The 23,971-nt window shown below is 65.1% G+C and carries 26 protein-coding genes; 8 read left to right on the forward strand and 18 right to left on the reverse strand.

From position 1 onward, the window contains the following. Window positions 1-139: 139 nt before the first annotated feature. Together eccD and mycP are read left to right on the forward strand one after the other, a co-directional pair. On the forward strand, window positions 140-1,606 hold the full coding sequence (eccD, locus tag K940_RS0122505; protein WP_028479315.1) for a type VII secretion integral membrane protein EccD: 1,467 nt from the start codon (window positions 140-142) through the stop codon (window positions 1,604-1,606). Window positions 1,607-1,665: 59 nt separating this feature from the next. After that, window positions 1,666-3,036, forward strand: a complete 1,371-nt coding sequence (mycP, locus tag K940_RS0122510; protein WP_051407474.1) for a type VII secretion-associated serine protease mycosin — start codon at window positions 1,666-1,668, stop codon at window positions 3,034-3,036. 110 nt (window positions 3,037-3,146) lie between these two features. On the opposite strand, the gene eccB is transcribed toward mycP, so the two are convergent. Then, the gene (gene eccB, locus K940_RS0122515) at window positions 3,147-4,634 is read right to left on the reverse strand and encodes a type VII secretion protein EccB (protein ID WP_051407475.1); all 1,488 of its coding nucleotides are present in this window, start codon (window positions 4,632-4,634) and stop codon (window positions 3,147-3,149) included. A gap of 112 nt (window positions 4,635-4,746) precedes the next feature. On the opposite strand from eccB, the gene eccE reads away from it, so the two are divergent. After that, window positions 4,747-6,390, forward strand: coding sequence for a type VII secretion protein EccE (gene eccE / locus K940_RS0122520; RefSeq protein WP_036529881.1), 1,644 nt, complete (start codon window positions 4,747-4,749; stop codon window positions 6,388-6,390). Between the two features lie 4 nt (window positions 6,391-6,394). On the opposite strand, the gene K940_RS0122525 is transcribed toward eccE, so the two are convergent. After that, a complete protein-coding gene (locus K940_RS0122525; protein ID WP_028479319.1) occupies window positions 6,395-6,955 on the reverse strand; it encodes an NADPH-dependent FMN reductase in 561 nt (186 codons plus the stop codon). 116 nt (window positions 6,956-7,071) lie between these two features. Next, on the reverse strand, window positions 7,072-7,881 hold the full coding sequence (locus tag K940_RS0122535; protein WP_028479320.1) for an S-methyl-5'-thioadenosine phosphorylase: 810 nt from the start codon (window positions 7,879-7,881) through the stop codon (window positions 7,072-7,074). A 242-nt stretch (window positions 7,882-8,123) separates the two neighbouring features. Between K940_RS0122535 and K940_RS0122540 the strand changes: the two genes are divergently transcribed. Continuing rightward, window positions 8,124-8,423, forward strand: coding sequence for a metal-sensitive transcriptional regulator (locus K940_RS0122540; RefSeq protein ID WP_036529953.1), 300 nt, complete (start codon window positions 8,124-8,126; stop codon window positions 8,421-8,423). 52 nt (window positions 8,424-8,475) lie between these two features. On the opposite strand, the gene K940_RS0122545 is transcribed toward K940_RS0122540, so the two are convergent. Further along, window positions 8,476-9,309, reverse strand: a complete 834-nt coding sequence (locus tag K940_RS0122545; protein WP_028479322.1) for an LLM class F420-dependent oxidoreductase — start codon at window positions 9,307-9,309, stop codon at window positions 8,476-8,478. A gap of 228 nt (window positions 9,310-9,537) precedes the next feature. Here K940_RS0122545 and K940_RS0122555 point away from each other — a divergent pair, with 228 nt between their 5' ends. Then, window positions 9,538-9,990: an Hsp20/alpha crystallin family protein gene (locus tag K940_RS0122555; RefSeq protein ID WP_028479324.1), complete on the forward strand. Its 453-nt coding sequence runs from the start codon at window positions 9,538-9,540 to the stop codon at window positions 9,988-9,990. A gap of 15 nt (window positions 9,991-10,005) precedes the next feature. On the opposite strand, the gene truA is transcribed toward K940_RS0122555, so the two are convergent. From truA to K940_RS29965, 9 genes are all read right to left on the reverse strand, one after another. Beyond that, the gene (gene truA, locus K940_RS29960) at window positions 10,006-10,923 is read right to left on the reverse strand and encodes a tRNA pseudouridine(38-40) synthase TruA (RefSeq protein WP_081706582.1); all 918 of its coding nucleotides are present in this window, start codon (window positions 10,921-10,923) and stop codon (window positions 10,006-10,008) included. Window positions 10,924-11,028: 105 nt separating this feature from the next. Then, window positions 11,029-11,586, reverse strand: coding sequence for a 50S ribosomal protein L17 (gene rplQ, locus K940_RS0122565; protein ID WP_028479325.1), 558 nt, complete (start codon window positions 11,584-11,586; stop codon window positions 11,029-11,031). A gap of 125 nt (window positions 11,587-11,711) precedes the next feature. Further along, entirely contained in the window at window positions 11,712-12,770 is a 1,059-nt protein-coding gene (locus tag K940_RS0122570; protein ID WP_028479326.1) for a DNA-directed RNA polymerase subunit alpha, read from the reverse strand. 104 nt (window positions 12,771-12,874) lie between these two features. Further along, window positions 12,875-13,480 (reverse strand): 30S ribosomal protein S4, encoded by a 606-nt coding sequence (gene rpsD / locus K940_RS0122575; RefSeq protein WP_028479327.1) that lies wholly within the window; start codon window positions 13,478-13,480, stop codon window positions 12,875-12,877. Window positions 13,481-13,500: 20 nt separating this feature from the next. After that, a complete protein-coding gene (rpsK, locus tag K940_RS0122580; RefSeq protein ID WP_028479328.1) occupies window positions 13,501-13,914 on the reverse strand; it encodes a 30S ribosomal protein S11 in 414 nt (137 codons plus the stop codon). 9 nt (window positions 13,915-13,923) lie between these two features. Then, window positions 13,924-14,295, reverse strand: coding sequence for a 30S ribosomal protein S13 (rpsM, locus tag K940_RS0122585; RefSeq protein ID WP_028479329.1), 372 nt, complete (start codon window positions 14,293-14,295; stop codon window positions 13,924-13,926). Window positions 14,296-14,545: 250 nt separating this feature from the next. Beyond that, window positions 14,546-14,659 carry a 50S ribosomal protein L36 gene (gene rpmJ, locus K940_RS0122595; RefSeq protein WP_011207363.1) on the reverse strand — a complete coding sequence of 38 codons (114 nt, stop codon included), beginning with the start codon at window positions 14,657-14,659 and terminating at the stop codon, window positions 14,546-14,548. 145 nt (window positions 14,660-14,804) lie between these two features. After that, on the reverse strand, window positions 14,805-15,026 hold the full coding sequence (gene infA, locus K940_RS0122600; protein ID WP_003418601.1) for a translation initiation factor IF-1: 222 nt from the start codon (window positions 15,024-15,026) through the stop codon (window positions 14,805-14,807). A 1,146-nt stretch (window positions 15,027-16,172) separates the two neighbouring features. Next, on the reverse strand, window positions 16,173-16,553 hold the full coding sequence (locus K940_RS29965; RefSeq protein ID WP_155981069.1) for a hypothetical protein: 381 nt from the start codon (window positions 16,551-16,553) through the stop codon (window positions 16,173-16,175). 409 nt (window positions 16,554-16,962) lie between these two features. On the opposite strand from K940_RS29965, the gene K940_RS29970 reads away from it, so the two are divergent. After that, the gene (locus K940_RS29970) at window positions 16,963-18,078 is read left to right on the forward strand and encodes a MinD/ParA family protein (RefSeq protein ID WP_369797535.1); all 1,116 of its coding nucleotides are present in this window, start codon (window positions 16,963-16,965) and stop codon (window positions 18,076-18,078) included. 41 nt (window positions 18,079-18,119) lie between these two features. Here the strand turns inward: K940_RS29970 and K940_RS29975 are convergent, their stop codons facing one another. Continuing rightward, window positions 18,120-18,551 (reverse strand): DUF4254 domain-containing protein, encoded by a 432-nt coding sequence (locus K940_RS29975; RefSeq protein WP_231390483.1) that lies wholly within the window; start codon window positions 18,549-18,551, stop codon window positions 18,120-18,122. Window positions 18,552-19,087: 536 nt separating this feature from the next. Between K940_RS29975 and K940_RS29980 the strand changes: the two genes are divergently transcribed. Further along, window positions 19,088-19,318, forward strand: coding sequence for a hypothetical protein (locus K940_RS29980; RefSeq protein WP_036529887.1), 231 nt, complete (start codon window positions 19,088-19,090; stop codon window positions 19,316-19,318). A 76-nt stretch (window positions 19,319-19,394) separates the two neighbouring features. Here K940_RS29980 and dtd read toward each other — a convergent pair whose 3' ends face one another. Next, the gene (dtd, locus tag K940_RS0122625) at window positions 19,395-19,838 is read right to left on the reverse strand and encodes a D-aminoacyl-tRNA deacylase (protein WP_028479332.1); all 444 of its coding nucleotides are present in this window, start codon (window positions 19,836-19,838) and stop codon (window positions 19,395-19,397) included. 167 nt (window positions 19,839-20,005) lie between these two features. Here dtd and K940_RS0122630 point away from each other — a divergent pair, with 167 nt between their 5' ends. Next, complete coding sequence (locus K940_RS0122630; RefSeq protein ID WP_028479333.1) at window positions 20,006-21,529, forward strand: hypothetical protein; 1,524 nt, start codon at window positions 20,006-20,008, stop codon at window positions 21,527-21,529. A 32-nt stretch (window positions 21,530-21,561) separates the two neighbouring features. Here the strand turns inward: K940_RS0122630 and K940_RS0122635 are convergent, their stop codons facing one another. Genes K940_RS0122635 through K940_RS29985 form a run of 3 tightly spaced genes read right to left on the reverse strand, consistent with a single transcriptional unit; the run spans window position 21,562 to window position 23,947 of the window. Further along, window positions 21,562-22,359: an ABC transporter permease subunit gene (locus K940_RS0122635; RefSeq protein ID WP_028479334.1), complete on the reverse strand. Its 798-nt coding sequence runs from the start codon at window positions 22,357-22,359 to the stop codon at window positions 21,562-21,564. Then, on the reverse strand, window positions 22,359-23,273 hold the full coding sequence (locus K940_RS0122640; RefSeq protein WP_028479335.1) for an ABC transporter ATP-binding protein: 915 nt from the start codon (window positions 23,271-23,273) through the stop codon (window positions 22,359-22,361). Before K940_RS0122640 ends, K940_RS0122635 begins: the two co-directional genes overlap by 1 nt. Further along, on the reverse strand, window positions 23,270-23,947 hold the full coding sequence (locus K940_RS29985) for a TetR family transcriptional regulator (RefSeq protein ID WP_155981070.1): 678 nt from the start codon (window positions 23,945-23,947) through the stop codon (window positions 23,270-23,272). Before K940_RS29985 ends, K940_RS0122640 begins: the two co-directional genes overlap by 4 nt. Window positions 23,948-23,971 lie beyond the last annotated feature (24 nt).

Below are 23,971 nucleotides of genomic sequence, written 5' to 3' on the forward strand. Positions count from 1 at the left end.
TTCGGCCTCAGTGTAGAGGTCACAGTCGATATGTCGTAAAGTTCGACCAGCATTCTGCTGCCCGGATCGGGGGTTCGCAAGCGCGTCCCGGACGGTGGGCCGCCGGAATCACGAGGCAGAGGACCGATTTGGGGGAAGTTTGACGCACGCGCGACTCGACCACATCGACGAAGAATCCTCGCGCGGAGTCGTCCGCGCCCCCGATCTCGCCCGGGTGACGATTCTCGCCAAGCACACGCAGGTCGACATAGCCATCCCTGTCGACGTGCCGGTCGCACTGGTGATTCCGAGCGTCGTCGACATGGTCGCTCAACACAGTCGTACCAACGACTTCGACAACGACGGCGAGCGCTTGGAACCGGCGGAGTGGGTTCTCGCCCGAATCGGCCATCCGCCGTTCTCCAATTCGCTCAGCCTCGGTGAACACAATGTCCGCGACGGTGAGCTGTTGATGCTGGAGAGCGCATCGCACACCGCACCGACGCCGCTGTTCGACGACATCATGTACAACGTGGCGATCGCCGATGCGGACCACTATCGAGGGTGGACCCCGCGGACCGCCCGCCTCACCGGTTCGGTGCTCGCGGCAGTCACGATGCTCGTCGGCTGCCTCGGCCTTCTGTTGTCCCCCGCCGCACTGCCGATCGGCGTAGGTGGCTCGGTCGCGCTGGGTGTCGCGATCCTGCTCGTGGTAGCGGCGACGGTGTTGAACAGGATGTACGGCGACAGCGCGACGGCACTGGTGCTGGGCGGCTGCGCCCTTCCCGCGGCGTTCAGCGCGGGCATGCTCTACGTGCCGGATCACTATGGCTGGGCACATATCCTGCTCGCGTCGGTCATGACCGGCGCGACGGCGATTCTGGCGTGGCGCGTCACCGGGGTCGGGTTCGCCTTGTTCATCGGCGCGGCCACGATCGCCACCTTCGCGACGCCCGCGGCACTGGTGGGTCTACTCACCGATCGACCCGAGCGCGCGATCGGGGCCGCCATCGCAGCGCTCGGGCTCGTGGGCCTCTCGCTGGCTCCGCGAGTATCGATGTTGCTCTCGAAACTGCCACTACCTCCGGTCCCCACGCCGGGCACGCCGATCGATCCGACAGAGAACGATCCCGATGACAACCGCGCGTTGCCATCCCTCGAAGCGCTGCGAGCGAAGGCAGAACGAGCTCGCATGTATCTCGGCGGATTGGTGGCAGCGACCACGCTGGTCACTGTGGCCGGCGCGTTGGCGGCCGTCGATCCGACAGCCGACGGACCTTACTGGCAGGGCATCGCACTGGCGCTGGTCTGTGCAGCGGTGCTGATGTTCCGCAGTCGCACCTACGCGGGCGCAGAACAGGCGGTCGTGCTCGTCGCCGGTGGTGCAGCGATCGTGCTGATCATGTTGGTGGGGGCCGGTTTCACGGTCGACCAACCGTTGGCCGTGTTCGGCGGCGCGATGGTCATGGTGATCGCAGCGCTGATTTTGGGCGTCGTCATTCCCAATCAGTCGGCGACGCCGCCTATGCGCCGTGGTGTCGAATTGTTGGAATACACTTTCGTCGCCGCTGTGTTGCCGTTGGTGTTCTGGGTCGCCGACCTCTACTCCCTCGTCCGCGGGTTGTGAAGCGCGTTCTGCGCGCCGGCGCAGCTGCGGCGGTGCTGTTGACCAGTGGATCGTTCGGCATGGTCGGCGGTCCGGGCGTAGCCTCCGCGGATCGACCTCCTGCGGTCGATCCTGCACGGCTGCCGGCCGGTGATCCTGCCCGGCCTCCCGACCCCACCGAGCGGCCGACCAATGCGACCTGCTTCGCCACCCGAGCAGGCGGTGACGGCCCCGAAGAGCCATCGCCACAGCGAGCACTCAATCTGAGGCCTGCATGGGAGTTCTCGCGTGGTGCGGGCCAACTCGTCGCGGTCATCGATACCGGTGTCGTTCGTCATCCACGCCTCCCCGATCTGGAAGCGGGCGGCGACTACGTCGCGCATGGTGGTGACGGAGTCAGCGAGGACTGCGACGCACACGGCACAATGGTCGCGGGCATCATCGCCGCGAAACCCGTGGATGGACAGGGTTTCTCCGGCGTGGCTCCGGATGCGCGCATTCTCTCGATTCGTCAAACCAGCGAGCTGTACGAGATCCCCGGTCGGCAAGACCGTCGACCGGAGGATCCCCCGAAAGGGTATGGCAATATCAACGCGCTCGCGTCCGCGATCCGCCGCGCCGCCGACCGCAACGCTTCGGTCATCAACATCTCCTTGGTGTCCTGCGTGCCCGGCGCGCGGACCTTCGACGACGGCGCGGTCGGTGCCGCGGTGCGGTACGCGACGTTGGAAAAGAACGTCGTGGTCGTTGCCGCAGCGGGAAATACCGATGGAAACTGTAAGCCGAGCAATCCCGGGATCGATCCGCTGAATCCGTACGGCGATCCCTGGGACTCGGTGACGACGAACGTCACACCCGCCCGGTACGACGACTATGTGCTGACCGTGGGATCGATCGATCGCAATGGCGCGCCGTCGAGCTTCACTGTGCCCGGCCCTTGGGTCGATGTGGCCGCACCTGGTGAGGACATCGTCTCACTCGATCCGCGTGGGACCGGTACCACTACTGGAAAGTACAAGAGCCAGAACTTTCTCCCGCTGGACGGCACCAGCTTCGCGGCGCCATATGTGTCCGGAGTGGTCGCCTTGGTCCGCGACCGCTTCCCGGAATTGAGCGCACTCGACGTCGTCGAACGGATCAAGGCGACGGCGCATGCCCCTGCAGAGGGGTGGAACCCGTTCATCGGATATGGCGCAATCGATCCGATCGCCGCATTGACCGCCGAAGTGACCACGACACTGCCGCCGAAACAGCCCGCAGTTCCGGTGGGCGTGCAATTGCAGGTCCCGATCGCTCCGCCGCCACCCGACCACAGCGCACGAGATGTGGCGTTGATCGGCAGCGGCAGCGTGGCCGCGCTACTCGTCGTGGGTTTGCTCGCGTCGTTTCCGATTCGTCGGCGAATCACCGGCTACGACAACCCCACCGACAACGCCCGCGCAGACTTCTGATTCCCGGGCCGCGCAGTCGGATTCCGGTCCGGTCGTCCGCGTACCCCGTCCCGCCGAATGCGCAGCCTTGCTTCTAGTTCACCAAGGGCTTCTAGTTCACCGAAGGGCTTCTAGTTCACCGAAGCGACGAGTTGCTTTGCTGGTGAAGAATCCGCAGCAACGCCGTCGTGGGCGACCATTGCCGCCGCACGCGCCATCGTCGGTCCGCTGGCCAGCAGTCCAGCGATCGGCCAGGGCGCCGGTTCCGGATTCACATTTCTTTCCTTGCTCATGCCGAGCGCTTTCAGGGCTTCCTCATCCTTGATTCCGAATCGGACGCCGGTGTCGGAAACATAGAACATACTGTCTTTTCGGCGACTGTCCGGCTCGATGCCGGTGGTCTGGATGAAAGCGCCCGACCCCGGCTTGAAATACACGGAGTCGACATTGTCGGCCTTGCCGTCGGCCTGTGCCAGCGGAACGAGCACGGCGCCGTCGGGGAGCGGAAGATCGCTGCCATCGACGACCGACAGCTCTGCCCGCACGGCGACGTCGGGATTGTCCGCGACACCTGGAATCGGTTTCCACGACAGACAACTCACTGGCCGTTGTTTCGACTGGATGATCGTCGGCGCCTTTTCCGGATAGGTGTCGACGTCCAGTGCTGTCGAGACCGGAAAGTTGTTCTTCTCCCAATCCCCGATACTTGCTCCGTGGTCGGGGTTGCGCTGCGAGCTGCGAATCACCTCGGCGGTGAAGGGACTGATCCGCTGCAGACCATCGTACAAGACCACGAAACTCTGCTCGGGATCGCCGGAAACGTGCACTACCGTACCGATGTTCAATCCGGGTATCGAATACGACGGCCTCCCACCGGGATCGTCGATCGTCGGTGGAACAATCGGATTCACCTCGGGAATCGCGTTCAGCAACCCCTCGCTGATACGGCGTGGAGTCATACCACGAATCCCCAAGGGACCGGTGATCGACGAGTCGGTCATGTCCACACGGGCGCGGGTGTTGTTCCACACGAGATAGGCCGCGTCCCTGCCTTGCACCAGCAACGCCGCATCCGATCTCGTCGTCGACGCCTTGTCGCCCAGTTCCAGATCGCCGATCAACACCGACGTCGTCCGATCGTCGCTGCCATCGGTCTTGACCGAGTCGCACACCGTCCAGACGCGTCCGGTGCCCTCGCTGTCGAAATGCAACGAACCAGGTGCACCCGGGATGCCGATCAATGGGCCACGCGCCTTGGTCCCCAGCTCGGATTCCTTCACGATGGCAGGCTTGACCGGGTCACCCGCGGCGAGCCAGGCCGACGCCAGGTTGAGGGCCGGGTGCACCACATCGTCGATCACCACATAGACCGCGCCCGAATCCTTTCCGACCAAGATCCGGTTGCTGCCGATCTTGTCCTGAGGTTTCAATAGCGCGAGCACGCCACACCCTGCCAGGACGAGACACCCCAGGACCAGCCCCACGGCGAATGCTCGCGACTGAGAACGCATGGGATCGTGCAGCATTCGGACGTCGCGCCGCACCAAGGCGTGCTCCATCCGCCGGACCAGAAAGCGGTAGCCACTCACCTGCCAGCGCGTAGTGGGTTTTGAAGGCATTATTCCTCCCCCGAACAGTGCTCGCGTTCGCCGAACACAGTACAGTTCCCGGGGACTGTTGTTCAGCTCGGCCAGGGCACGTGGGCCGATACCGGGTACTTGGGGGACGACGATGGCGGAACCTGCCGATGCGGCGCGACGCCCGCTTTTCGGGCGCATTCCGATGCGACATCTGCTCGTCGTGCAGATCATCGGATCGGTCGCCGGAGTCATCGCGCTGGCCGCTGGCCTCCAAGCGCTCTACGCGGTAGCCGTTGCGGCAGTTGCACTACTGCTCCCACTGATTCCGATCGCGAAGCGCACACTGCTGGACTGGATTGCCACCTGGTGGCGCTATCGCACCCGCCGCGAGTACGAGATCGGCGACACCGTCGATTTCCGCAGCACCGACGGTCGCTCGCTCGGATTGTTCTGGGACGGTGCCCGGGTGGTGTCGGTGGTCGAAGTACTGCCACCGAAGGGTGGACTGACCAGGATCGCCCGCGCGACGGTGCATGCCTCGCACCTGCTTCCACTGCCGGAACTGGCCATGTGCCTGACGCAACACGACATCCTGCTCAATGGTATCGACATCATCAGTCACGGGCATCGCAGTCGCTCGGGTACGCCCGCCGGCCAGATCTACGAATCGCTGCTGGGGCCGCTGCCCGCGACCGCACATCGCACGGTGTGGCTGGCGATCAGCTTCGATGCGGTGGCCTGCTCCGAGCCAGCGGATCGGCGCGGCGGCGGGACCGACGGCGCCTCCCGAGCAGTCGTCATCGCCACCCGTCGCATCATGCGCACACTCGAGGATGCCGATTGCCCCGCACGTATTCTGACCGTGCCGGAGATCCGTCAGGCGGTCGAGCAGATCACCGGCGGACACCACGCTCGCGGCCTCACCCATCGGTGGCGCTACGCCGAACTCGGAAACAGCGTGAACATCGGCAATACCGTCGATCCCAAGCGCCTCGACTCCGACCTGTTGTCCCAACTGTGGGTGGCTCCGTCGCGGGGCACCACAGTGGCGTTGCGGCTGCGCCCCGGCAGTTCTGCCGAGACGGTACGAGTCGGTGCGGCGTGGCGCTTGACCGCCCGTGAGCTACCGGAACGAAACCCCCTGCCGGGCATGGTGTCGATGAACGGGCGCCACCGCGACGGACTACTCGCTCATCTGCCACTCGCCGTTCCTGGTCTGGAAGATGTGATCTCGTCGATCGAGCGCCCGATCGACGAGATCGATCTGTTGCGCCTGCCCTCCTCCGGCTGCGGCCAGCTGATCGGCTCGGACAACGAGGGCAACGGCGTCGCGGCGCGGCTCATCGGCGCCGGGATCTCGACGGTCTACGTCGCGGGCGAACTCTACGTGGCTCAGCAACTGGTCTTCCGTGCGCTTGCGATCGGCGAACGCATCCTGATTCGGACCGATCGACCTCAGGCCTGGGAAAACCTGATCATGACGATCGGCAATCCACAGCGGCTGGCGGTCGCGGTGGAAGCCCATCAATCCGATGCCGAGTTCACTGCCGCAGTTGTGGACGGGGTGCTCGCGCCGGCTCCGCACGCGGGTGTGACCACCATCTATCTGACCGGCGATCCCATGGGATGGCCGCCCGCCCGACCAGATCTGGCCATCCACCAGCCGCGCGCGATCGGTAACTACGTGGTCCTGCGCACCGGTACCACGCAGATCGACCTGACGCTGGTTTCGATTCCTCGCGAGGCCACCTATATCGGCCACCCGCGCGGTCGCCTCGCCGGTGCGACTCGGTAGTGAACTAGCCGGGATACGGGTCGACAGCTCGGGCCACCCGCAAGGTACGCGCCCACCAGGCCAATTGGCGCAGCATACGGTCCGCGGCGTCGACCGCGGCTCGGTCGTGGGGGTCGCCCGCCTCGTCGAATCCCTTCTTCGCCTGATGAAAACTCACCGTCTCGCGCACCGACACCATGTGGATCTCGGCAACGATCTGACGCAGCTGCTCGACAGCTCGCAAGCCGCCGGAGAGTCCACCATAGGAGACGAAAGCGATGGGCTTGGCGCGCCATTCGTATTTGGCGGTGTCGAAGGCGGTCTTCAGCGACGCCGGGTAGCCGTGGTTGTACTCGGAGGTGACCACAACGAACGCATCTGCCGCGCGCAGCCGCGTGCGGTAGGACACCACCTGCTCGGTCTCGGTGAGCTCGACCGGCAACGACGTGTGCGCGAGATCGACAACGCCTGTGTCGAATTCGGGATGAGCACGCAGGGTGCGTAGAAACCAGCCGCCAACTACCGGTGCGAACCGTTCCGGACGCACGCTGGCGATGATGACCTCGAGCCGCAACGGAGTGTCCACGCCGGGAGCCTAACCCGGCGGATTCGGTGCAGCGATCACCGGCGCGGCGACGACCCGACAGGGGTCGGCCGCAACCGGGATATCGCAGTCGGAATACCGACCGACACCGATCGGATTCACGGAAGCTCGAACGGCAGCTTCACCCCGCTGTGGACGCGACACTGCACACAGGTGTCGTTCCCTTCGACGGCGGCTACCACCTGGCGGATGAGCTGTTTGAAGGGAACCAGGTTCCGCTCGAACTCGGCGAAGACATCGACCGCGCGCACGCCGTCGCCCTCCTCCACCCCTGCGTCCAGATCGGTGACCAGAGCGACAGCGGCATAACACATTTCGAGTTCGCGGGCGAGAACTGCCTCGGGGTGACCGGTCATGTTGACCAGATCCCAGCCCTGCGAGGCGAACCATCGACTCTCGGCTCGGGTGGAGAAGCGGGGTCCCTGAACGACAACCATGGTGGCGTCGCGCACTACCCGCAGTGCCTCGAAATCGGCGTCGGCTGCGGCGTCTCGCAACTGCGCGCAGTAGGGATCGGCGAACGGTGTGTGGACGCCGCCACCATCGAAGTAGGTCTGCGCCCGCCCCGAGGTCCGGTCGACCAATTGATTCGGTACCACGACCGTGCCGGGTCCCCAGTCCGAGCGCAGGCTGCCGACCGCACACGGAGCGAAGATCCGGCGCACGCCCAGGGCACGCAGTGCCCACAGGTTGGCCTGGTATGGCGTGGTGTGCGGCGCGAACTCGTGCTGCTTACCGTGCCGCGGCAGAAAAGCCACCCGCTTGCCCGCGACATCGCCGACCGCGATCGCCGCGCTCGGTGCACCATAGGGTGTCTCGACATCGATCGTGCTCGCCTCGGTATCGAAGAAATCGTAGAAACCGGTGCCGCCGATGACACCGAACGAAGGCCTGGAGTCCGAACTCATGCTTCGATTGTCCTCACTGCACACGTCCTACGCTGGACGGTCCCCCGGGCCGCCGGAAACACCGCCGGGGCACCTCGACCCGGTCGTCCGCGTCGCCCGACGACCGACCTGACAAGTCGCACCGAAAAATGTACCCTATGGGGGTATTGAACACCTATAGCGATCCGGCGGACAGCGAGGAGACACCGGTGGCAGCAATCCCACACGACCACGCGACGCCCGACCATGTGAAGTCCGGCCATATGAAGTCCGACCACGCGACGCACGGCTATATCTCCGCCAAGGAGGACTACCTCAAGCGACTGCGCCGGATCGAGGGTCAGGCGCGTGGTCTGCAGCGCATGGTCGAGGAAGAAAAGTACTGCATCGATATCCTCACCCAGGTGTCGGCGATGACCAAAGCACTGCAGGCCGTGGCCATGGGCCTACTCGAGGATCACATCGGTCACTGCGTGGTCGATGCTGCGGCGGCGGGCGGCCCGCAGGCCGATGCGAAGATCAAGGAAGCCACCGACGCCATCGCCCGACTGGTCCGTTCTTGACCGCAATACCGAGCACGGACACCGCCGAGTCGCACCGCGGCGCGCAGAACGTTCAGATGCGCGCGGCCAGCACCGGGGCGAGAGTCCGCAATGCCGGCAGGTAGTCCTCGCCCAGGATTTGTACCGCGACGTGATCGGCACCGAAATCCAGGTGCTGCGACACCTGAGCGGCGATCTTTTCCGGGGTGCCGTATGCGAAGATGGCGTCGAACAGCCGATCGCTGGGTGGGACGGCGACATCGGCATCGGTGAAACCCAGCCGTAGCAGGTTCGAGACGTAGTTGCGCAGCCTCAGATAGAGGGCAGCAGTATCTGCCGCGGCCGTGCGCGCCGTTGCGATGTCCTCGGTCATCACCACCATGTGCTCGGTCGCCAACAGCGCCTCGGGACCGAGAATCTTGCGCGCCGTCGTAGCGTGCGCCGCGGGCACGAAGTACGGCAACGCTCCCGCGGATCGCTCGGCCGCCAGTTTCAGCACGCGAGGACCGAGTGCGGCCAGAGCCCTGCGCTCGGCGGGGACACCTGCGGCATCGAGATCATCGAGGTACTCGACCAGCGCGTCGTAGGGTTTGCGGTATTCCTGGGTGTTCTCGGGGTGCCCCGCACCGACGCCGAGCAGAATCCGGCCTGGAAACCGCTGGTCGATCCGATGAAACGAGTCCGCCACCGCCCGCGCCGGCTCGGCCCAGATGTTGACGATACTGGTCCCCACGATCAGGGATTCGCTCGCCGCGAGTACCTCTTCGACCGCCGCCAGATCCGCTGGCGGCGACATCCCGAGCCACACCGCACCGTAGCCGAGCAGTTCCAGTTCCCGGGCATCCTCGGGGTCGAACCCGAAGTATGGCCGCCACACGCCAAATCGTCCGAGCTTGTCATATGTCATGCCGGTGGCAACAGGAGGGTCTGTTCGGCTATTCCGAATCGTTCACGCCATCGCCACCGTTCACGCCATCGCCACCGTTCACGCCATCGCCACCGAATCTCCGCGTTGGGACTTGGACCCCACAGGCCGAAGCCCTGGCGAGCTGCGAGGGCTACCGTGGCGAGTGCACAGCTATCGGCGTCCGCCGCCGTGGCGGGCGTCACCACTAGGGAAATGGAGGTGATCGCTGTGCTCAGATTCGATCCATTTCATGACATCGACACCGTCGCCCGCCAATTGCTCGGCGAAGCCGCCGGAACGGCTCGCGCTCCACGATTCATGCCGATGGATCTGTTCAAAGCTGGAGATCACTACGTGCTGAATGCAGACCTGCCCGGTGTCGACCCGGGCACGATCGACGTCAGCGTCGACAACGGCACGCTGACCCTCCGCGCGCAGCGCACAGTTCCCAGCGAGGAGGGCGTCCAGTGGGTCGCCTCGGAACGCTTCGCAGGCACGTTCATGCGCCAACTGTCGCTCGGTGACAACGTCGAGCCCGACAAGATCAGCGCGACGTACAACAACGGTGTGCTGTCGGTGACGCTCCCGATCGTGGAACGCGCCAAGCCACGGCGCATCACGATCTCCGGAGCATCCCAGGAGCCGAAGACGATCGAGGCGTCGAGGCAATCCTCGAAGTGACCGTCCCGCTACCCGCTACCCGCACCCGCATCCGGGTGCGGGTGGTTGGGCGCGGTCCGGGTCTCCGAGGCGATACCGGTCCGGCTTCGGAGCCGAGCGGACTTCACGAGTTTGCACGTTACGGGCGGCGAGCTGCTCGTTCGGTGGGTAGTCGACCGCGGTCAGGCTCAGACCATGCGCCGGTGCCACGGTAACCGCGCTGGAGCGCTGGGTCTCGGACAACAGCCCGACAACCCATTCCGGGCTACGACGGCGCTCCCCGACCGCAAGGATCGCACCGACCAAACTGCGCACCATCGACCAGCAGAACGCATCTGCACTCACATACGCGGTCAGAGAATCTCCGTCGCGCATCCAATCGAACCGCTGCAATTCGCGGACCGTCGTCGCCCCCTCCCGACGGCGACAGAACGCCGCGAAGTCGTGCAATCCCACCAACGCCCCGGATGCGACCCGCATCGCTTCGAAGTCGAGGTCGGACCGACAGGCGACCACGCTGCGGGCGAGCAATGGCGAGGCCCCATACCGTGCGGTGGTGAACCGATAGACGTAGTGGCGACGAACCGCGGAAAATCGCGCATCGAATTCCGGCGACGCCGTCTGCGCGTCGAGGATCCGAACATCTTTCGGCAGAAATCGGGCCATTCGGCGTACCAGCGCGCCGAAATCCAGTTCGGTGCCGGTATCGAAGTGTGCGACCTGCCCCTCGGCGTGCACCCCCGCGTCCGTGCGGCCGGCCACCGTCAGCTGAATCGGCTCACGCAGCACTGTGCCGAGTGAGTCCTCGAGCAGGCCTTGGACCGTGCGCAGGCCCGGCTGACGCGCCCAGCCGACGAAATCGGTGCCGTCGTAGGCGATATCCAGACGAATTCGCCGAGGCGAGGGCTTGTCCCCGAGCGCGGGGGAGCCTTCCGACCTCAGCAGATCCGACATAGACCTCATCGCCTTCACAATCACCATGAGTACTGGTACCGACGAACGAGCCCGCCAGCCCGAAGCGGGGTGGCGGGCTCGTCGGTGAACTACGACGCCACAGCGTCAGGCGTCCTTGGCATCCTTGCCGGCCTCGACAGCATCCTTGCCGGCCTCGGCAGCGTCCGGGCCGGCGTCGGCAGCATCCTTGTCCGCCTCGGTGGCCGTGTCCTCGGCCTCGACGACCTGCTCGTCGGCGACCGGAGTCTCCTCGACCTTTTTCGATGCCGCGACACGACGGGCACGATCGGCCTCGTTGGTCACGGTCTTCTCCCGTACCAACTCGATGATCGCCATCGGCGCATTGTCACCCTTGCGGGGCATCGTCTTGATGATCCGGGTGTAGCCACCGTCGCGGCCTTCGAACGACGGGCCGATCTCCGCGAAGAGATCGTGCACGACATCCTTGTCGCGAATGACTCTGAGCACCTCGCGACGGTCGGCCAGGCTGCCGCTCTTCGCCTTGGTGATCAACTTCTCTGCATAGGGTCGCACGGCCTTGGCCTTAGCCTCGGTGGTGGTGATTCGGCCGTGCTCGAACAGCGCAGTGGCCAGATTGGCGAAGATCGCCTTCTGGTGCGACGCCGACCCGCCGAAGCGGGCACCCTTCTTGGGCTTGGGCATTGTGTGGTTCTCCTTGTTTTTCGGGCGCCGCTCCCGGGCCCTGCATGCTTACGCTCCGCTACCGGATGTGAGCCGATCGCTCGTTTCACGGTGTCGGCCGGGCCGGGACGCCGATGCCCGACGGCCTAGAGCTGTTCGGTCTCGGCGTAGTCCTGCTCGCCGCCATCGGTGTCACTGAACGTGCCGCTGTCACTCCACGTGCCGGTACTGGCGTCGTAGCCGACCACGCTGGACGGATCGAACGACGCCGGGCTGTCCTTCAGCGACAGACCGAGCGCATGCAACTTGACCTTGACCTCGTCGATGGACTTCTGGCCGAAGTTGCGAATGTCCAGCAGATCCGACTCGGTACGGGCGACCAACTCGCCGACGGTGTGCACCCCCTCGCGTTTGAGGCAGTTGTAGGACCGGACGGTGAGGTCCAGGTCCTCGATCGGCAGCCCGAAGGAAGCGATGTGATCCGCCTCGGCCGGTGAGGGGCCGATCTCGATGCCCTCGGCTTCGACATTCAGTTCGCGGGCCAAGCCGAACAGTTCGACCAGGGTCTTGCCCGCCGAGGCGAGCGCATCCCGCGCGGTCATGGAGTTCTTGGTCTCCACATCCAGGATGAGTCGATCGAAGTCGGTGCGCTGCTCGACACGGGTGGCCTCGACCTTGTAGGTCACCTTCAGTACCGGCGAGTAGATCGAATCCACCGGAATCCGGCCGATTTCGGCGCCGGAGGCCTTGTTCTGCACAGCCGGGACATAGCCGCGACCACGCTCGACGACCAGTTCGATCTCCAGCTTGCCCTTGTCGTTCAAAGTCGCGATGTGCATGTCGGGGTTGTGCACCACAACCCCGCTGGGCGGAACGATGTCACCGGCGGTGACGGTGCCTGGACCCGCCTTGCGCACATACATCGTGACCGGCTCGTCCTCCTCCGAGGACACGACCAGTCCCTTCAGGTTCAGGATGATGTCGGTGACATCATCCTTGACTCCGGGCACCGTGGTGAACTCGTGCAGCACTCCGTCGATACGGATGCTGGTGACTGCAGCCCCGGGAATCGAGGACAGCAAGGTTCGCCGCAGCGAGTTGCCGAGGGTGTAACCGAAGCCCGGCTCGAGCGGTTCGATGGTGAACTTCGAGCGGTTCTCGGCGACGACCTCTTCGGTCAGCGTCGGACGCTGTGAAATCAGCATGGGGATCATCCTCCTTATTGGGCGCCCGCTATTTGACGCCTCGTGTCAGGGGTGTGCGCGCTCGCCCATATCCGGACTATTGCGCACCAGCAGCGCCACGCGAACTACTTCGAGTAGTACTCCACGATGAGCTGCTCCTGCAGCGGTACCTCGATCTGGGCGCGCTCTGGCAACTGATGGACCAGGATTCGCAGCCGACCCGGGATGACTTGCAGCCAGCCCGGCACCGGGCGGTCGCCCTGAGTTTCCCGCGCTACCTGGAACGGCAAGGTACCCATCGACTTTTCCTTGACATCGATGATGTCGTACTGGGTGACCTGGAAGCTGGGCACGTCGACCTTCTTGTTGTTCACCAGGAAATGTCCATGGGTGACCAACTGCCGCGCCTGCCGCCGGGTGCGCGCGAGGCCGGCCCGGTATACGACGTTGTCCAGGCGGGTCTCGAGCAGCCGCAACAGATTGTCACCGGTCTTGCCCTTGAGGCGGTTGGCCTCCTCGTAGTACCGGCTGAACTGCTTCTCCATGATGCCGTAGGTGAAGCGAGCCTTTTGCTTCTCCTGCAGCTGGAGCAGGTATTCGCTCTCCTTGATCCGTGCCCGCCCATGCTGGCCGGGCGGGTAGGGACGCCGCTCGAACGCCTGGTCGCCTCCGACGAGGTCGACACGCAGACGACGCGACTTGCGGGTGATGGGGCCTGTGTAACGAGCCATTGTTCGCTGATCCTTTCCCGCTAGACGCGACGCCGCTTGGGCGGACGGCAGCCGTTGTGTGGCTGCGGGGTGACATCGGAGATCGTGCCCACCTCGAGACCGGCGGCCTGCAGCGAGCGGATCGCCGTCTCGCGGCCCGAGCCGGGTCCTTTCACGAAAACGTCGACTTTCTTGACGCCGTGCTCCTGTGCTTTGCGAGCGGCGTTCTCGGCGGCGAGCTGCGCAGCGAACGGAGTCGACTTGCGCGAGCCCTTGAAGCCGACATGACCCGACGACGCCCAGGAGATGACGTTGCCACTCGGGTCGGTGATCGACACGATCGTGTTGTTGAATGTGCTCTTGATGTGCGCGTTGCCGTGCGGAACGTTCTTCTTGTCCCGACGGCGCGACTTCTGGGTCTTCTTCGGGCCCGTGGCCCGACTCTTCGGAGGCATCGGCTATCCCTACTTCTTCTTGCCGGCGACGGTGCGCTTCGGGCCCTTGCGGGTGCGCGCATTGGTCTTGGTGCGCTGGCCACGCACGGGCAGGCCACGGCGGTGGCGCAGGCCCTGGTAGCAGCCGATTTCGATCTTGCGGCGAATATCGGCCTGCACCTCGCGGCGCAGGTCACCCTCGACCTTGAACTCGGAAGCCTCGATGTAGTCACGCAGCTTCGTGAGATCGTCGTCGCTGAGATCCTTCGAACGCAGGTCCGGGCTGACCCCCGTGGCCTCGAGAATCTCCTTGGAGCGAGTCCGGCCGACGCCGAAGATGTAGGTCAGCGCGATCTCCATACGCTTCTCGCGCGGGAGGTCCACGCCCATGAGACGTGCCATGTGGCAGTTTCCTTATCTTTGCGGAGGTCTGCTCCCTGTCCGTCCCCTCGTCGTGTGGGGCACCGGCCTCCGAACCGGCGGTGAGCACGCACGCCTCGGGTCGAACCCTGAAATTCCACAACGTGCGGCTGGTGCTGGGAGTTCTTCTGTGCCAATCCGAACTGCGGTTCGGTGCCTTGGCTGGTGTCGCGACGAGCAGCGCCGTCGGAATGTCCTACAGCTGACGGTGCGGGGCCTGCCCCGCCTCCGCTCAGCCTTGGCGCTGCTTGTGGCGCAGGTTGTCGCAGATCACCATGACCCGACCGTGGCGGCGGATCACCTTGCACTTCTCGCAGATCTTCTTGACGCTCGGCTGAACCTTCACGTCCGTCCAATCTGTCATGGTTCACACGGGTGTGAACACAGTTTTTCCCCAGCCGGCGGCTGGGGAAGCCTTGTCATGAGTCTTTCGACTCGGTCCCGAGGTGAGTCGGGGCAGTCGGCTCGGCCGACCCGATCGCGCTCGGCGATCATTTGTAGCGGTACACGATCCGGCCACGCGACAGGTCGTAGGGCGAGAGTTCTACGACAACACGGTCCTCGGGGAGGATGCGAATGTAGTGCTGCCGCATCTTCCCGCTGATGTGCGCGAGAACTTTGTGCCCGTTCTCGAGCTCGATCCGGAACATCGCATTGGGCAGCGGCTCGACAACTCGACCCTCGACCTCGATGGCCCCGTCCTTCTTCGCCATATCCTCCGCGATCCCGGTTACACTCAACCTGGTTTGTTTGCCCTCGGTTTCCGCCCGAATGGACCGGCCTGGGAGCAGACCGCTCGCACGCGAACAGGCGGCGCATGGGTGCACCGCCGCTCCAGCTTACCGATCCGTCCAGGATCGGGCAAAAATACCCCTTCTGCGCCCGAGTCGCCAGCGGTCTTGCCGCGAATCCCACCGCGGACCCCATCCTAGGCGCCCGCGGTACAGCCCCGCGATGACTCCGGGCTGTCGCGTAAAATAGCCGATGTCCAAATTTCAGGTCGAGCAGATCGAGGGGGACGGGTGGCCCAGCGCAGCCGACGAGCCATGCCCTGGTCACAGCAGCGACACCCTTGGTCACCGCAGAGTCGAGCGCTGGTGAGGCCCTGCCGTGAGTCGTGACACCGACGGCCTTCCCATGCTGCCCCCGTGGTTGTCCGAAAGCGACGTCACGCCGGCCGGCTACGAAGCGCCGGTGGAAAACCTTCCGCACGATCACATCATCGAAGAAGCGCCTCGCCGCAAGCGTGGACGATTCCGAAACCGGGCGGCGGACGAAGACAAACCCGACGCCGCACGGCCGGAGAAGCGGCGCAAGGGTTGGCACCGTGACAAGAACGACCAGTCCGCAGACGAACCCCAGCAGTCGACCACGCCCGCCCAGATGCCGTCGTCCGACGTAGCTGCACCCGCGTCGAGCCCGCACCCGGCACCGCAGGACCACGCGGCCCCCGCATGGCAACACAGCGGGGACCCCGCACCATGGCAACACAGCGGGGACCCCGCACCATGGCAACACAACAGCGGCCTCCCACCATGGCAACACAGCGCAGACCCCGCACCATGGCAACACAGCGCCGCACCGCACGCGCCCCACGACACCCCGCCCGATGCTTGGTCATCCCCCACTCCTCCTCGGCCCGGACCAGGATCACCCCCTGTGGACCACCGGCCCGATCACCCAGCGCCGCATGCCTCGCCGCCGGGCGAACAAGGGTCGCCGGGGCCAGCCGACCCGATTCCACCGCCACCCGCCGACGGTCGCTCGGTCGCGCCGCCCGCATCCCGGGACTCGATGGGTGCCGACCCCACACCGACGCCGGGCGGCTGGCACCTGCCGACCGGTACGACCGGCGCCGATCAGACGAATCGGACAAGGCCGGCCACCGAGCGCTCCATGCCTACGCCGGTCCCGAACTCCCGCGGAGCCACGCCGTCCAGGGATTCGCGGCCGAGCCCGCCGGCGCCACCCGATGCGGCACCGAGCCACGCGCCCTCCGCGGCGTCCTCGGCCGATTCCGGGACCCCGCCGCCCTGGCTGTCGTCGGGCGCACCGGAGTACACGACCGTTCCCGAGACGGATTCGCCGCACCGCCCGACACCGGCAGCCGACCCTCCCGTCACGCCGGAGACTGCACCCGAGAACGTCGCCACCCGCGCGGTGGCCGCGACGGAGGCCGACACCACAGACACCGAGGCGGGCTCCGCGCCGCGGACATGGCGTGGTGACGCGGTCGTCACGGAGGAACCTGCCACAGCCACGCCGGAGACCGAAGTTACCGAACGGCCTCACCAACCGCCGCCCATCGAGTCGGCACCGAACCTCGACCGTTATGCAGAACATCGGCCACAGGCCGGTCCGCCACGCACGGACCCGGACGGTGGGCCACCGGCCCCTCCGATTTCGCCGCCCGCGCCGGCATCCGTGCCCTACGAGCCGCAGCTCACCGACCGTCCGCTACCGTCTGCTCCTCCTCCGACACCGACCAGTCCCTCGCCGCCACCGACCGCTCCCTATCCGCCACCGACTGCTCCCTATCCGCCACCGTCCGCTCTCTCGCCGCCACCGTCCGCTGCACAACCCGATCTGCCGGCTCGAACAACCGATTCCGGGGCGGACACAGCATCCGGACCGGTCGAAGCCAACCGAATGCCTGGCGTCGCAGAACAGAACCCCGCACAGCAATACCACCAGTCGGCGCCGTATCCCGATCTGCCCCAACAGCATCGACCTGCTCTTGGTGACCACGGATGGCCCCCGGCCCAGGCGGAGGACCCACAGGGAGGCGGCCCTCCGGGCTACCAGCAGTCGGCTGCTCAGCCGGGCTTGCAGTACGAGCAGCCGTCGCTGGAGCGGGTGCCGCTTCGGCGGGCCAAGCGAGCGCCCGGTTCCGGGTGGCGCAGGGCTGTGCACCACATGTCCGGCGGCGCGATCAACCCTGGTATGTCTGCGGAAGAACTCCGGCTCCAGGAATTGCTCGCTCGCATCCGGCAACCGGTGCGCGGCGACTATCGCATCGCTGTGCTCTCACTCAAAGGCGGCGTCGGAAAGACTACGACCACAATGGGGCTCGGCTCGGTGTTCGCCTCCGTCCGAGGTGACCGAGTGATAGCCGTGGACGCCAACCCCGACTTCGGCACATTGTCGCACCGGGTGCCGCTACAGACCCGGTCGACCGTGCGCGACCTGCTGCTCGACCCATCCCTGCAGCGCTATTCGGATGTGCGCCGACATACCTCACAGGCCACCAGCCGCTTGGAAGTTCTGGCGGGTGAACGCGACCCGGCAGCGTCGGAGGCGTTCAACGACGGCGAGTACCGTGCGGTCGCGCGCATTCTGCAACGGTTCTACAACATCATTCTGACCGACTGCGGGACCGGACTGATGCACTCGGCGATGGCCGGCGTGCTGGAGTTGGCACATTCCCTGGTGTTGATCTCGTCCCCTGCCATCGACGGAGCCCGCAGCGCCGCAGCGACTTTGGATTGGTTGTCACTGCATGGACACGACCATCTGGTGCGCAATGCGGTGGTGGTGATCAACTCGCCTCGGTCCGGGTCGCCGAATGTCGGCATCCAACAGCTACGGCAGTACTTCTTGTCCCGGTGCCGTGCAGTGCACATCATTCCGTTCGATGCACACATCTCCGAGGGCGCCGAAATCGATCTGCACCGGTTGCACAAGCAGACCAAGAGGGCCTATGTCGAGCTGGCCGCGACTGTTGCCGACGACTTCGGCACCGATCATCGTCGTTACCGCCCGTAGCATCCGCCGATCGGCGGTGCGGCGAGGCGAGGGCTGTTCGCTCACCACTCGGGCAAACGCCGTCTGCCCGCCATGACATCACGCACCAAATCGTCGTAGGCGTCGGCGAGTTCGGCGAGGTGATGCCATGCCCGGTGCAAGAACTCGTCGTGTGCGTCCAGAGTCATCAACGCGTGATGCGCCCGCACCGACGATTCCGCGAGGCGGTCGATCACCGCACCGACCGCCTCGGTGTGCAGCGTGGCGCCGAAGCGATGTTGCGGCACGCAGCGCGCCACCCAGTCGTCGATCGCCATGACCAGTTCGACTCTGCGACGCTCGATTTCACCGACGACTGCGGCCGTCGTGTCCACCGAACCACCGCGGCCGACGAGGCGACGCTCGTGGAGCACCGCCAGGTCGCGGGCGAACCACAGCAGCGGACCTCCGACTACCCGGTGACCACGGCACGCCCTGACGAGCAAATCCGACATTGGAACCAATCCCGGTGTCGCAGAACGCACCGAGGAATCGGCACACCTCGATGCGCCGGGAAGGGCCATTACGACCGTTGTTTCCGAACCTGCCACGTTGCCTCGCCGTCATCGCCGCACAACACCGGATCAGGACGCCCATTACAATAAACCCGTGAAGACCTCTGTCAAGCGCTATTCGGCTGTAGAGAATCACTTCGAGAGCACTGCGCCACTTGTGTGACCCCCCAAGGAATGCGCAGGATTGGGTAAGTTGCCCGAATCGCAGCCGGGCCGCGCCAAAGGATCTGAGCGACCACGGAAACCCGACTGATCGACCGCCTGGTTTCGCCGATCCGATCCGACACCCGTTTTCCCTGTCTCGCACCGCGCTTGTACCGCGCACCACTGAATATCGAGGTGATAGCGCTGCGCCCATTTCCGCACCGGACTCGAATCCAGCACCGACCGACGTCGATACTGCCTGCTGACGCCCCGCGGCGACCGAGCAATACTGGAACCGATGGCGAGCATTCACCACACATTCAGGAGTACCGATGGGACGAAAACGACACCCCACGACAGACGAACTACGGCAGAACTTCGAACGTGAACTCGCATCGGTCACGACTGGCGGCAGGTTGCATTCGGAGACGGGGCTGGACATCGAAACCGACGCCGCACTGATCGACATCGCCAGGGCCTATCCAGAGATCGACGGGTCACTGGTGGCTGCTGCGCGCGCCGCCTTCGCCAGCCAACTCGCCGGTACGAATTCGGTCGAATAACCCGCAATTGTTAGAGCGTGTCCCGCCGATTCCGGCCGGTTGTGCAACCACTGCGCAACGAGTCGAGGGTGACAGGTCACAGCTCCACCATCACGGTGACCGGACCATCGTTCACCAGCTCGATCTGCATGTGCGCACCGAATCTCCCCGTGGTGACCGTAGCCCCCAGTGCACGCAGCGCCTGCGCGAATGTACCGACGAGAGGCTCCGCGAGGGCCTTGGGAGCAGCCGCCGCCCAGGACGGGCGTCTGCCTTTCGCAAGGTCCGCATACAGGGTGAACTGACTGACCACCAATACTGGAGCATTCAGATCCGCGGCCGAGCGTTCTCCCTCCAGCACGCGCAATCGCCACACCTTGTCCGCCAATGCCCTCGCCGTCGCCTCGGTATCGGCATGCGTCACCCCGACCAGCGCGACCAAGCCGTACACGCTGCCACCCATCGACGGGTCGATGCGGCCGACGACCTCGTCGTCGACAGTCACCTGTGCCGAACTGACCCGCTGCAGAAGAACACGCATGGCACCCGATAATGCCTGCCCGTCGGCTCGGCCGACTGCGCGGGTGACCACGCACCGCCGCACCACCAGCCCTGGGGATACGAATCGTGCGTACTCCCGGCTACCGTGACAAACTCGGGGCGCAGAATGTTTGGAGCGCGCGTACGACCGCGCGGTGGCGGAGGATCATGCTGGAGACGAGGACTGCGATGGATCTGGACGCGATGGAGCGGCGGATCGCGGCGGATCGCTTCGCGGCGCTGGACCGTTCGGTCGAATCCGAGCTGCGGCTCGCGACCACGCTCGGTGACCTCGCCAAGGGGCTCATCGCCACCAGGACCGATGGAGCAGGTCGCGACCGGACGCGAGAAGCATTGGCCCCCGCCGAGGAAGCGGTGGCGATCCGCCTGCGTCTGCTGTCCCGAGGGCAAATGCTGACCGCGCGGATCGCCGGCGAACTGAACGACGCACTGCGCTCCTTCGAGCTGGCAGCGCGCCATAGTGGTCGTCGGGAACTGGCCACCACCACGATCCGCAACGCCTGCGACGTCTACCGTCATGTGGCACAGACGCATCCGGACGTCGCGGGGCCGTGTGCAGACGGGTTGGCCAAGTGCGGTGTCTGGCTGGGCAGACTGGACCACGATTCCGCGGTGGCCGCGACCGAAGAAGCGGCCCGGATCCGCGCCGCGCTGGCCACAGCGAACCCGGACCTCTCGGGCAAATATCTAGCCAGCTTGAGCACCCTGCTACGCACCCTGATGGTCGGTCGATCGCGCAAGCAAGCCCTCGCCATGTATCGCGAACGGTATGCGGCGTTCACCTCGCCCAGTATGTCGATCCGCTTGCGGGCATGCGGTATCCAGGATCTCGATCTCACACCCAAGTCGCACCGTGCATTGCTCGAACTCGGTTGTCGCACGTTGGAGCACGCCGGAAAACTGACCCAGCAGCAGGTCATGCTGCAATCCTCCGGAGACCTGTCGACGGTGGAAGAGATCAACTGGAAGCTGGCTCTGGTCGGATTGCGACCGCTTGCGCCGGGCGCCGAACCGGATCAGCCGTCACCGCCGGTGCACATCGCCACGACTTTCGGTGCGCTGAGCGTGTATTGCCCGCAACGCGATGCCGTCTCCCGGATCCGCGCAGCGGTGATCGCCGCCTATTCCATGGACGACGCCTACCCACTCGACCGCGATGGCTACCTGGGTGGCCGGACGTCGGTTTGGACAATGCGTGCGCCCCAGGTGAACACCTCGACCGCACTCGGCGACGACATCGTGCTGATCGACCAGCCTTTGGGCGGTTGGGTCACGGTCATGAGCATGAATTGGGAGCTCACACCAGTAGCACAACATCCACTCGCACTGCGGCTTTCCCAGGACTGGCCGGTCGCGGCCATCACGGTCACCGAGAACGTTTCCTACGAACTGTGCTGGTACGAGGGTGGATCGGCCACCCAGTACGCTGCACTCGGTCGCCCCGCCGGGCAGGACCCGCTCGACAAGCCGCTGACACCCTTGGATTTCAAGACTCTGGCCGAATACAGCGGCGACGGGGTGACCGAGACCAAACTGCGTGCAGCATTCGGCAACACCAAGATGTTCGCCAACCTCACCTATCTGCCCGACAGTGGACTACGCCAACTCGGTGCCAGCACACCGCTGGCCGAGCACGGCGACCGAGTGTTGTACTTCCGCACCACTCCCTGAGGCCGGTCACCGTGCCGGCATACCAGCACCGATCACACCATCAGATCACGCCGCTGGAAGCGCACCAGCCCGAGCGCCGCGAACAACACCGGCACCACGGCCAGCAACACCAACCCGGGCAGATCGAAACCATTGGTCAGCGGTTCGCTGTCCAGGTACCAGGAGAACGGCGAAATCGCATTCATCCAACCGGCGTCGGCTACCGCGCCGAGCGCATCCAGGATGTAGGACACCAGCGCGACAGTTGCGGCCGCACCGAGGGCCCAGACTCGGCGGCCGGTGACCGCACCGACCGTGAACGCAATGGTGCCCATCCCCAGTGACAGCAACAACAGCCCGGTCGACCCGGCGAGTATATTGCCGGCGCCGACTTCCAGATCGAGCGCCGCCACCATGGCATAGCTCACGAGCATGAGCACGACGACCAGGATCAGGGTGTTCAGCCACAGGGCGATCAATCGCTGAAGGAAGATGCCCTGCCGGGCAACCGGCGAGGTGGCCTCCAGTTCGAGATCGCCACTCTCCTCGTCACCGGCAATGAGTCGGCTACCGAAGGTGATCGCGAAGATCAACAGCAGGACCGGCCCCATCAAGGCGTACACGGTCGAGGTCAGCCAACCCGACGCCGTGCCGATCCGGTCGTAGCCGAGCGCGGTGGACAACTGCTCGGGAAGATTGTCGACTACCTCTTCGATGCCACTGTCGCTCATCGACGGATAGAAGCTGATGTACATGGCACTGATCGCGGCCAGCGCCAGACCCCACAGGACAACCGGGCGACGCTGTTCGCGCAGGACTCCGGTCAGAACGGGCATGGTGTCAGCGGCCATTACGCGGCCACCTCCTCGGCGGTATCAGTAGGCAGACGATAGAAATCCAGGAACAGTTCTTCCAGGTCGCGGTACTGGGCGCTCCAGCCCACGACATGGTGTTCGGCGGCGCGTTTCAGCAGGGTGTCGGGTTCGCCGTGTAGCACACAGGTCAACGTCGCGCCCTCGACGACGGGGTCCTGCACCCCTGGCAGCTCGGCAAAGATCGCGACATCGACTGGATGGGCGAACCGTAGTTCCACCGACTGACCGGCGTGATGGCGCAAAGTCGCGACATCGTCGACATCGACCATGTGGCCGGCATTGATGATCCCGACCCGGTCGGCGGCATCCTCTATCTCACTGAGGACATGCGAGGACATCAGGACCGTGGCGCCGCGCTCCTGAGTTTCCACGACGAGATCGAGGAACTCACGTTGCAGCAGTGGATCCAACCCGCTGGTCGGCTCGTCGAGGATCAGCAGTTCCGGCGCATGCATGAATGCCTGCACCACACCGACTTTTTGCTTGTTGCCCTTGGACAACGCACGCACCGGCCGGTCCAACGCCAGGCCGAACCGTTCCGCCAGAGGTGCGATGCGGTCGGCGCCCGCGCCGCCGCGCAGACTGGCCAGGTGTCCCAACAACTCACCCGCGGTGCGGCGACCTCGCATGGCGAGCTCGCCGGGTAGATATCCGATGTGGCCACGCACGGATGGATCGTCGGCGGGTGCGGTCCCGAAGACCTCGACCCGTCCCGCGGTCGGGCGCAGGAGATCGAGCAGCAGCCGAATAGTGGTGGACTTGCCGGCGCCATTGGGTCCTAGGAACCCGAAGACCTCGCCCTGCTCGACCCGCAAGTCGAGTCCGTCCAAAGCGCGGACGGATCCGTAGTCTTTCACCAAACCCTCGGTTCGAATCACGAACTCGGTCATGGTCGATCATCCTTCTTCTCGGTGGACGTCGGATCCTCGACGAACGCCGCCCGCATTTTCGCGGCAATGTCTGCGTCGACGATCCCGTCGGTCAATATCTCCAGCACCGGCCCGACATAGGCCGAAGCAGCGGTGGGCTCCTGCGGCACGGCGGCGATGTCGACACCGAGCAGCCGTTCGAGATGTTCACGAAGCACCAAGGCCCCCAGCGACCAGATCGTCAGGACGACCGCCCGCTCGTAGGGGTAGTTCGTCGGCCGCAGCATGCCCGATTCGACACCGTCGGCCATGTATCCGGCGGCGTCGCTGACCATTTCGTCCACCATCGCCGCCACTTGCGGTGAACCCTCGGCCAATCGGACCGCGAGGTATCGCAGAAACATCGAACCATCGCGCGCCTCACGCAGTGCCGCAAGCGGGTCGAAGCTCGCGCCCGCTCGCATGCCATTGCGCTTGCGTTCATTGAGGAATTCGGCCACGTAACGGTCGCATTCAGCCGTCAACGCCTCCTTCGATCCGTAGTGGTGCACGATCAATGGCGGCGAAGCACCGGCCGCTGCGGCGATGGCCCGGACATTGGTGCCCTTCACGCCGTTCTCGGAGAACAACGCGATTGCCGCATCACGGATCCGCGCCTTCATGGTTCGGTCCACATCATCACCAGCTCTGAACACTCGTTCAGTATATTTAACAAATGT

The sequence above is a fragment of the Nocardia sp. CNY236 genome (assembly GCF_000482385.1).
Taxonomy (GTDB): Bacteria; Actinomycetota; Actinomycetes; order Mycobacteriales; family Mycobacteriaceae; genus Nocardia.

What these genes read in the sequence shown, in the direction of transcription:
- mycP (WP_051407474.1), top strand. Translation starts at nt 1,666, where the DNA reads ATGGTCGGCGGTCCGGGCGTAGCCTCCGCGGATCGACCTCCTGCGGTC.
- eccB (WP_051407475.1), bottom strand. Translation starts at nt 4,634, where the DNA reads ATGCCTTCAAAACCCACTACGCGCTGGCAGGTGAGTGGCTACCGCTTT.
- eccE (WP_036529881.1), top strand. Translation starts at nt 4,747, where the DNA reads ATGGCGGAACCTGCCGATGCGGCGCGACGCCCGCTTTTCGGGCGCATT.
- K940_RS0122535 (WP_028479320.1), bottom strand. Translation starts at nt 7,881, where the DNA reads ATGAGTTCGGACTCCAGGCCTTCGTTCGGTGTCATCGGCGGCACCGGT.
- K940_RS0122540 (WP_036529953.1), top strand. Translation starts at nt 8,124, where the DNA reads ATGAAGTCCGACCACGCGACGCACGGCTATATCTCCGCCAAGGAGGAC.
- K940_RS0122545 (WP_028479322.1), bottom strand. Translation starts at nt 9,309, where the DNA reads ATGACATATGACAAGCTCGGACGATTTGGCGTGTGGCGGCCATACTTC.
- truA (WP_081706582.1), bottom strand. Translation starts at nt 10,923, where the DNA reads ATGTCGGATCTGCTGAGGTCGGAAGGCTCCCCCGCGCTCGGGGACAAG.
- rplQ (WP_028479325.1), bottom strand. Translation starts at nt 11,586, where the DNA reads ATGCCCAAGCCCAAGAAGGGTGCCCGCTTCGGCGGGTCGGCGTCGCAC.
- K940_RS0122570 (WP_028479326.1), bottom strand. Translation starts at nt 12,770, where the DNA reads ATGCTGATTTCACAGCGTCCGACGCTGACCGAAGAGGTCGTCGCCGAG.
- rpsD (WP_028479327.1), bottom strand. Translation starts at nt 13,480, where the DNA reads ATGGCTCGTTACACAGGCCCCATCACCCGCAAGTCGCGTCGTCTGCGT.
- rpsK (WP_028479328.1), bottom strand. Translation starts at nt 13,914, where the DNA reads ATGCCTCCGAAGAGTCGGGCCACGGGCCCGAAGAAGACCCAGAAGTCG.
- rpsM (WP_028479329.1), bottom strand. Translation starts at nt 14,295, where the DNA reads ATGGCACGTCTCATGGGCGTGGACCTCCCGCGCGAGAAGCGTATGGAG.
- infA (WP_003418601.1), bottom strand. Translation starts at nt 15,026, where the DNA reads ATGGCGAAGAAGGACGGGGCCATCGAGGTCGAGGGTCGAGTTGTCGAG.
- K940_RS29970 (WP_369797535.1), top strand. Translation starts at nt 16,963, where the DNA reads ATGCCTGGCGTCGCAGAACAGAACCCCGCACAGCAATACCACCAGTCG.
- K940_RS29975 (WP_231390483.1), bottom strand. Translation starts at nt 18,551, where the DNA reads ATGTCGGATTTGCTCGTCAGGGCGTGCCGTGGTCACCGGGTAGTCGGA.
- K940_RS29980 (WP_036529887.1), top strand. Translation starts at nt 19,088, where the DNA reads ATGGGACGAAAACGACACCCCACGACAGACGAACTACGGCAGAACTTC.
- dtd (WP_028479332.1), bottom strand. Translation starts at nt 19,838, where the DNA reads ATGCGTGTTCTTCTGCAGCGGGTCAGTTCGGCACAGGTGACTGTCGAC.
- K940_RS0122630 (WP_028479333.1), top strand. Translation starts at nt 20,006, where the DNA reads ATGCTGGAGACGAGGACTGCGATGGATCTGGACGCGATGGAGCGGCGG.
- K940_RS0122635 (WP_028479334.1), bottom strand. Translation starts at nt 22,359, where the DNA reads ATGGCCGCTGACACCATGCCCGTTCTGACCGGAGTCCTGCGCGAACAG.
- K940_RS0122640 (WP_028479335.1), bottom strand. Translation starts at nt 23,273, where the DNA reads ATGACCGAGTTCGTGATTCGAACCGAGGGTTTGGTGAAAGACTACGGA.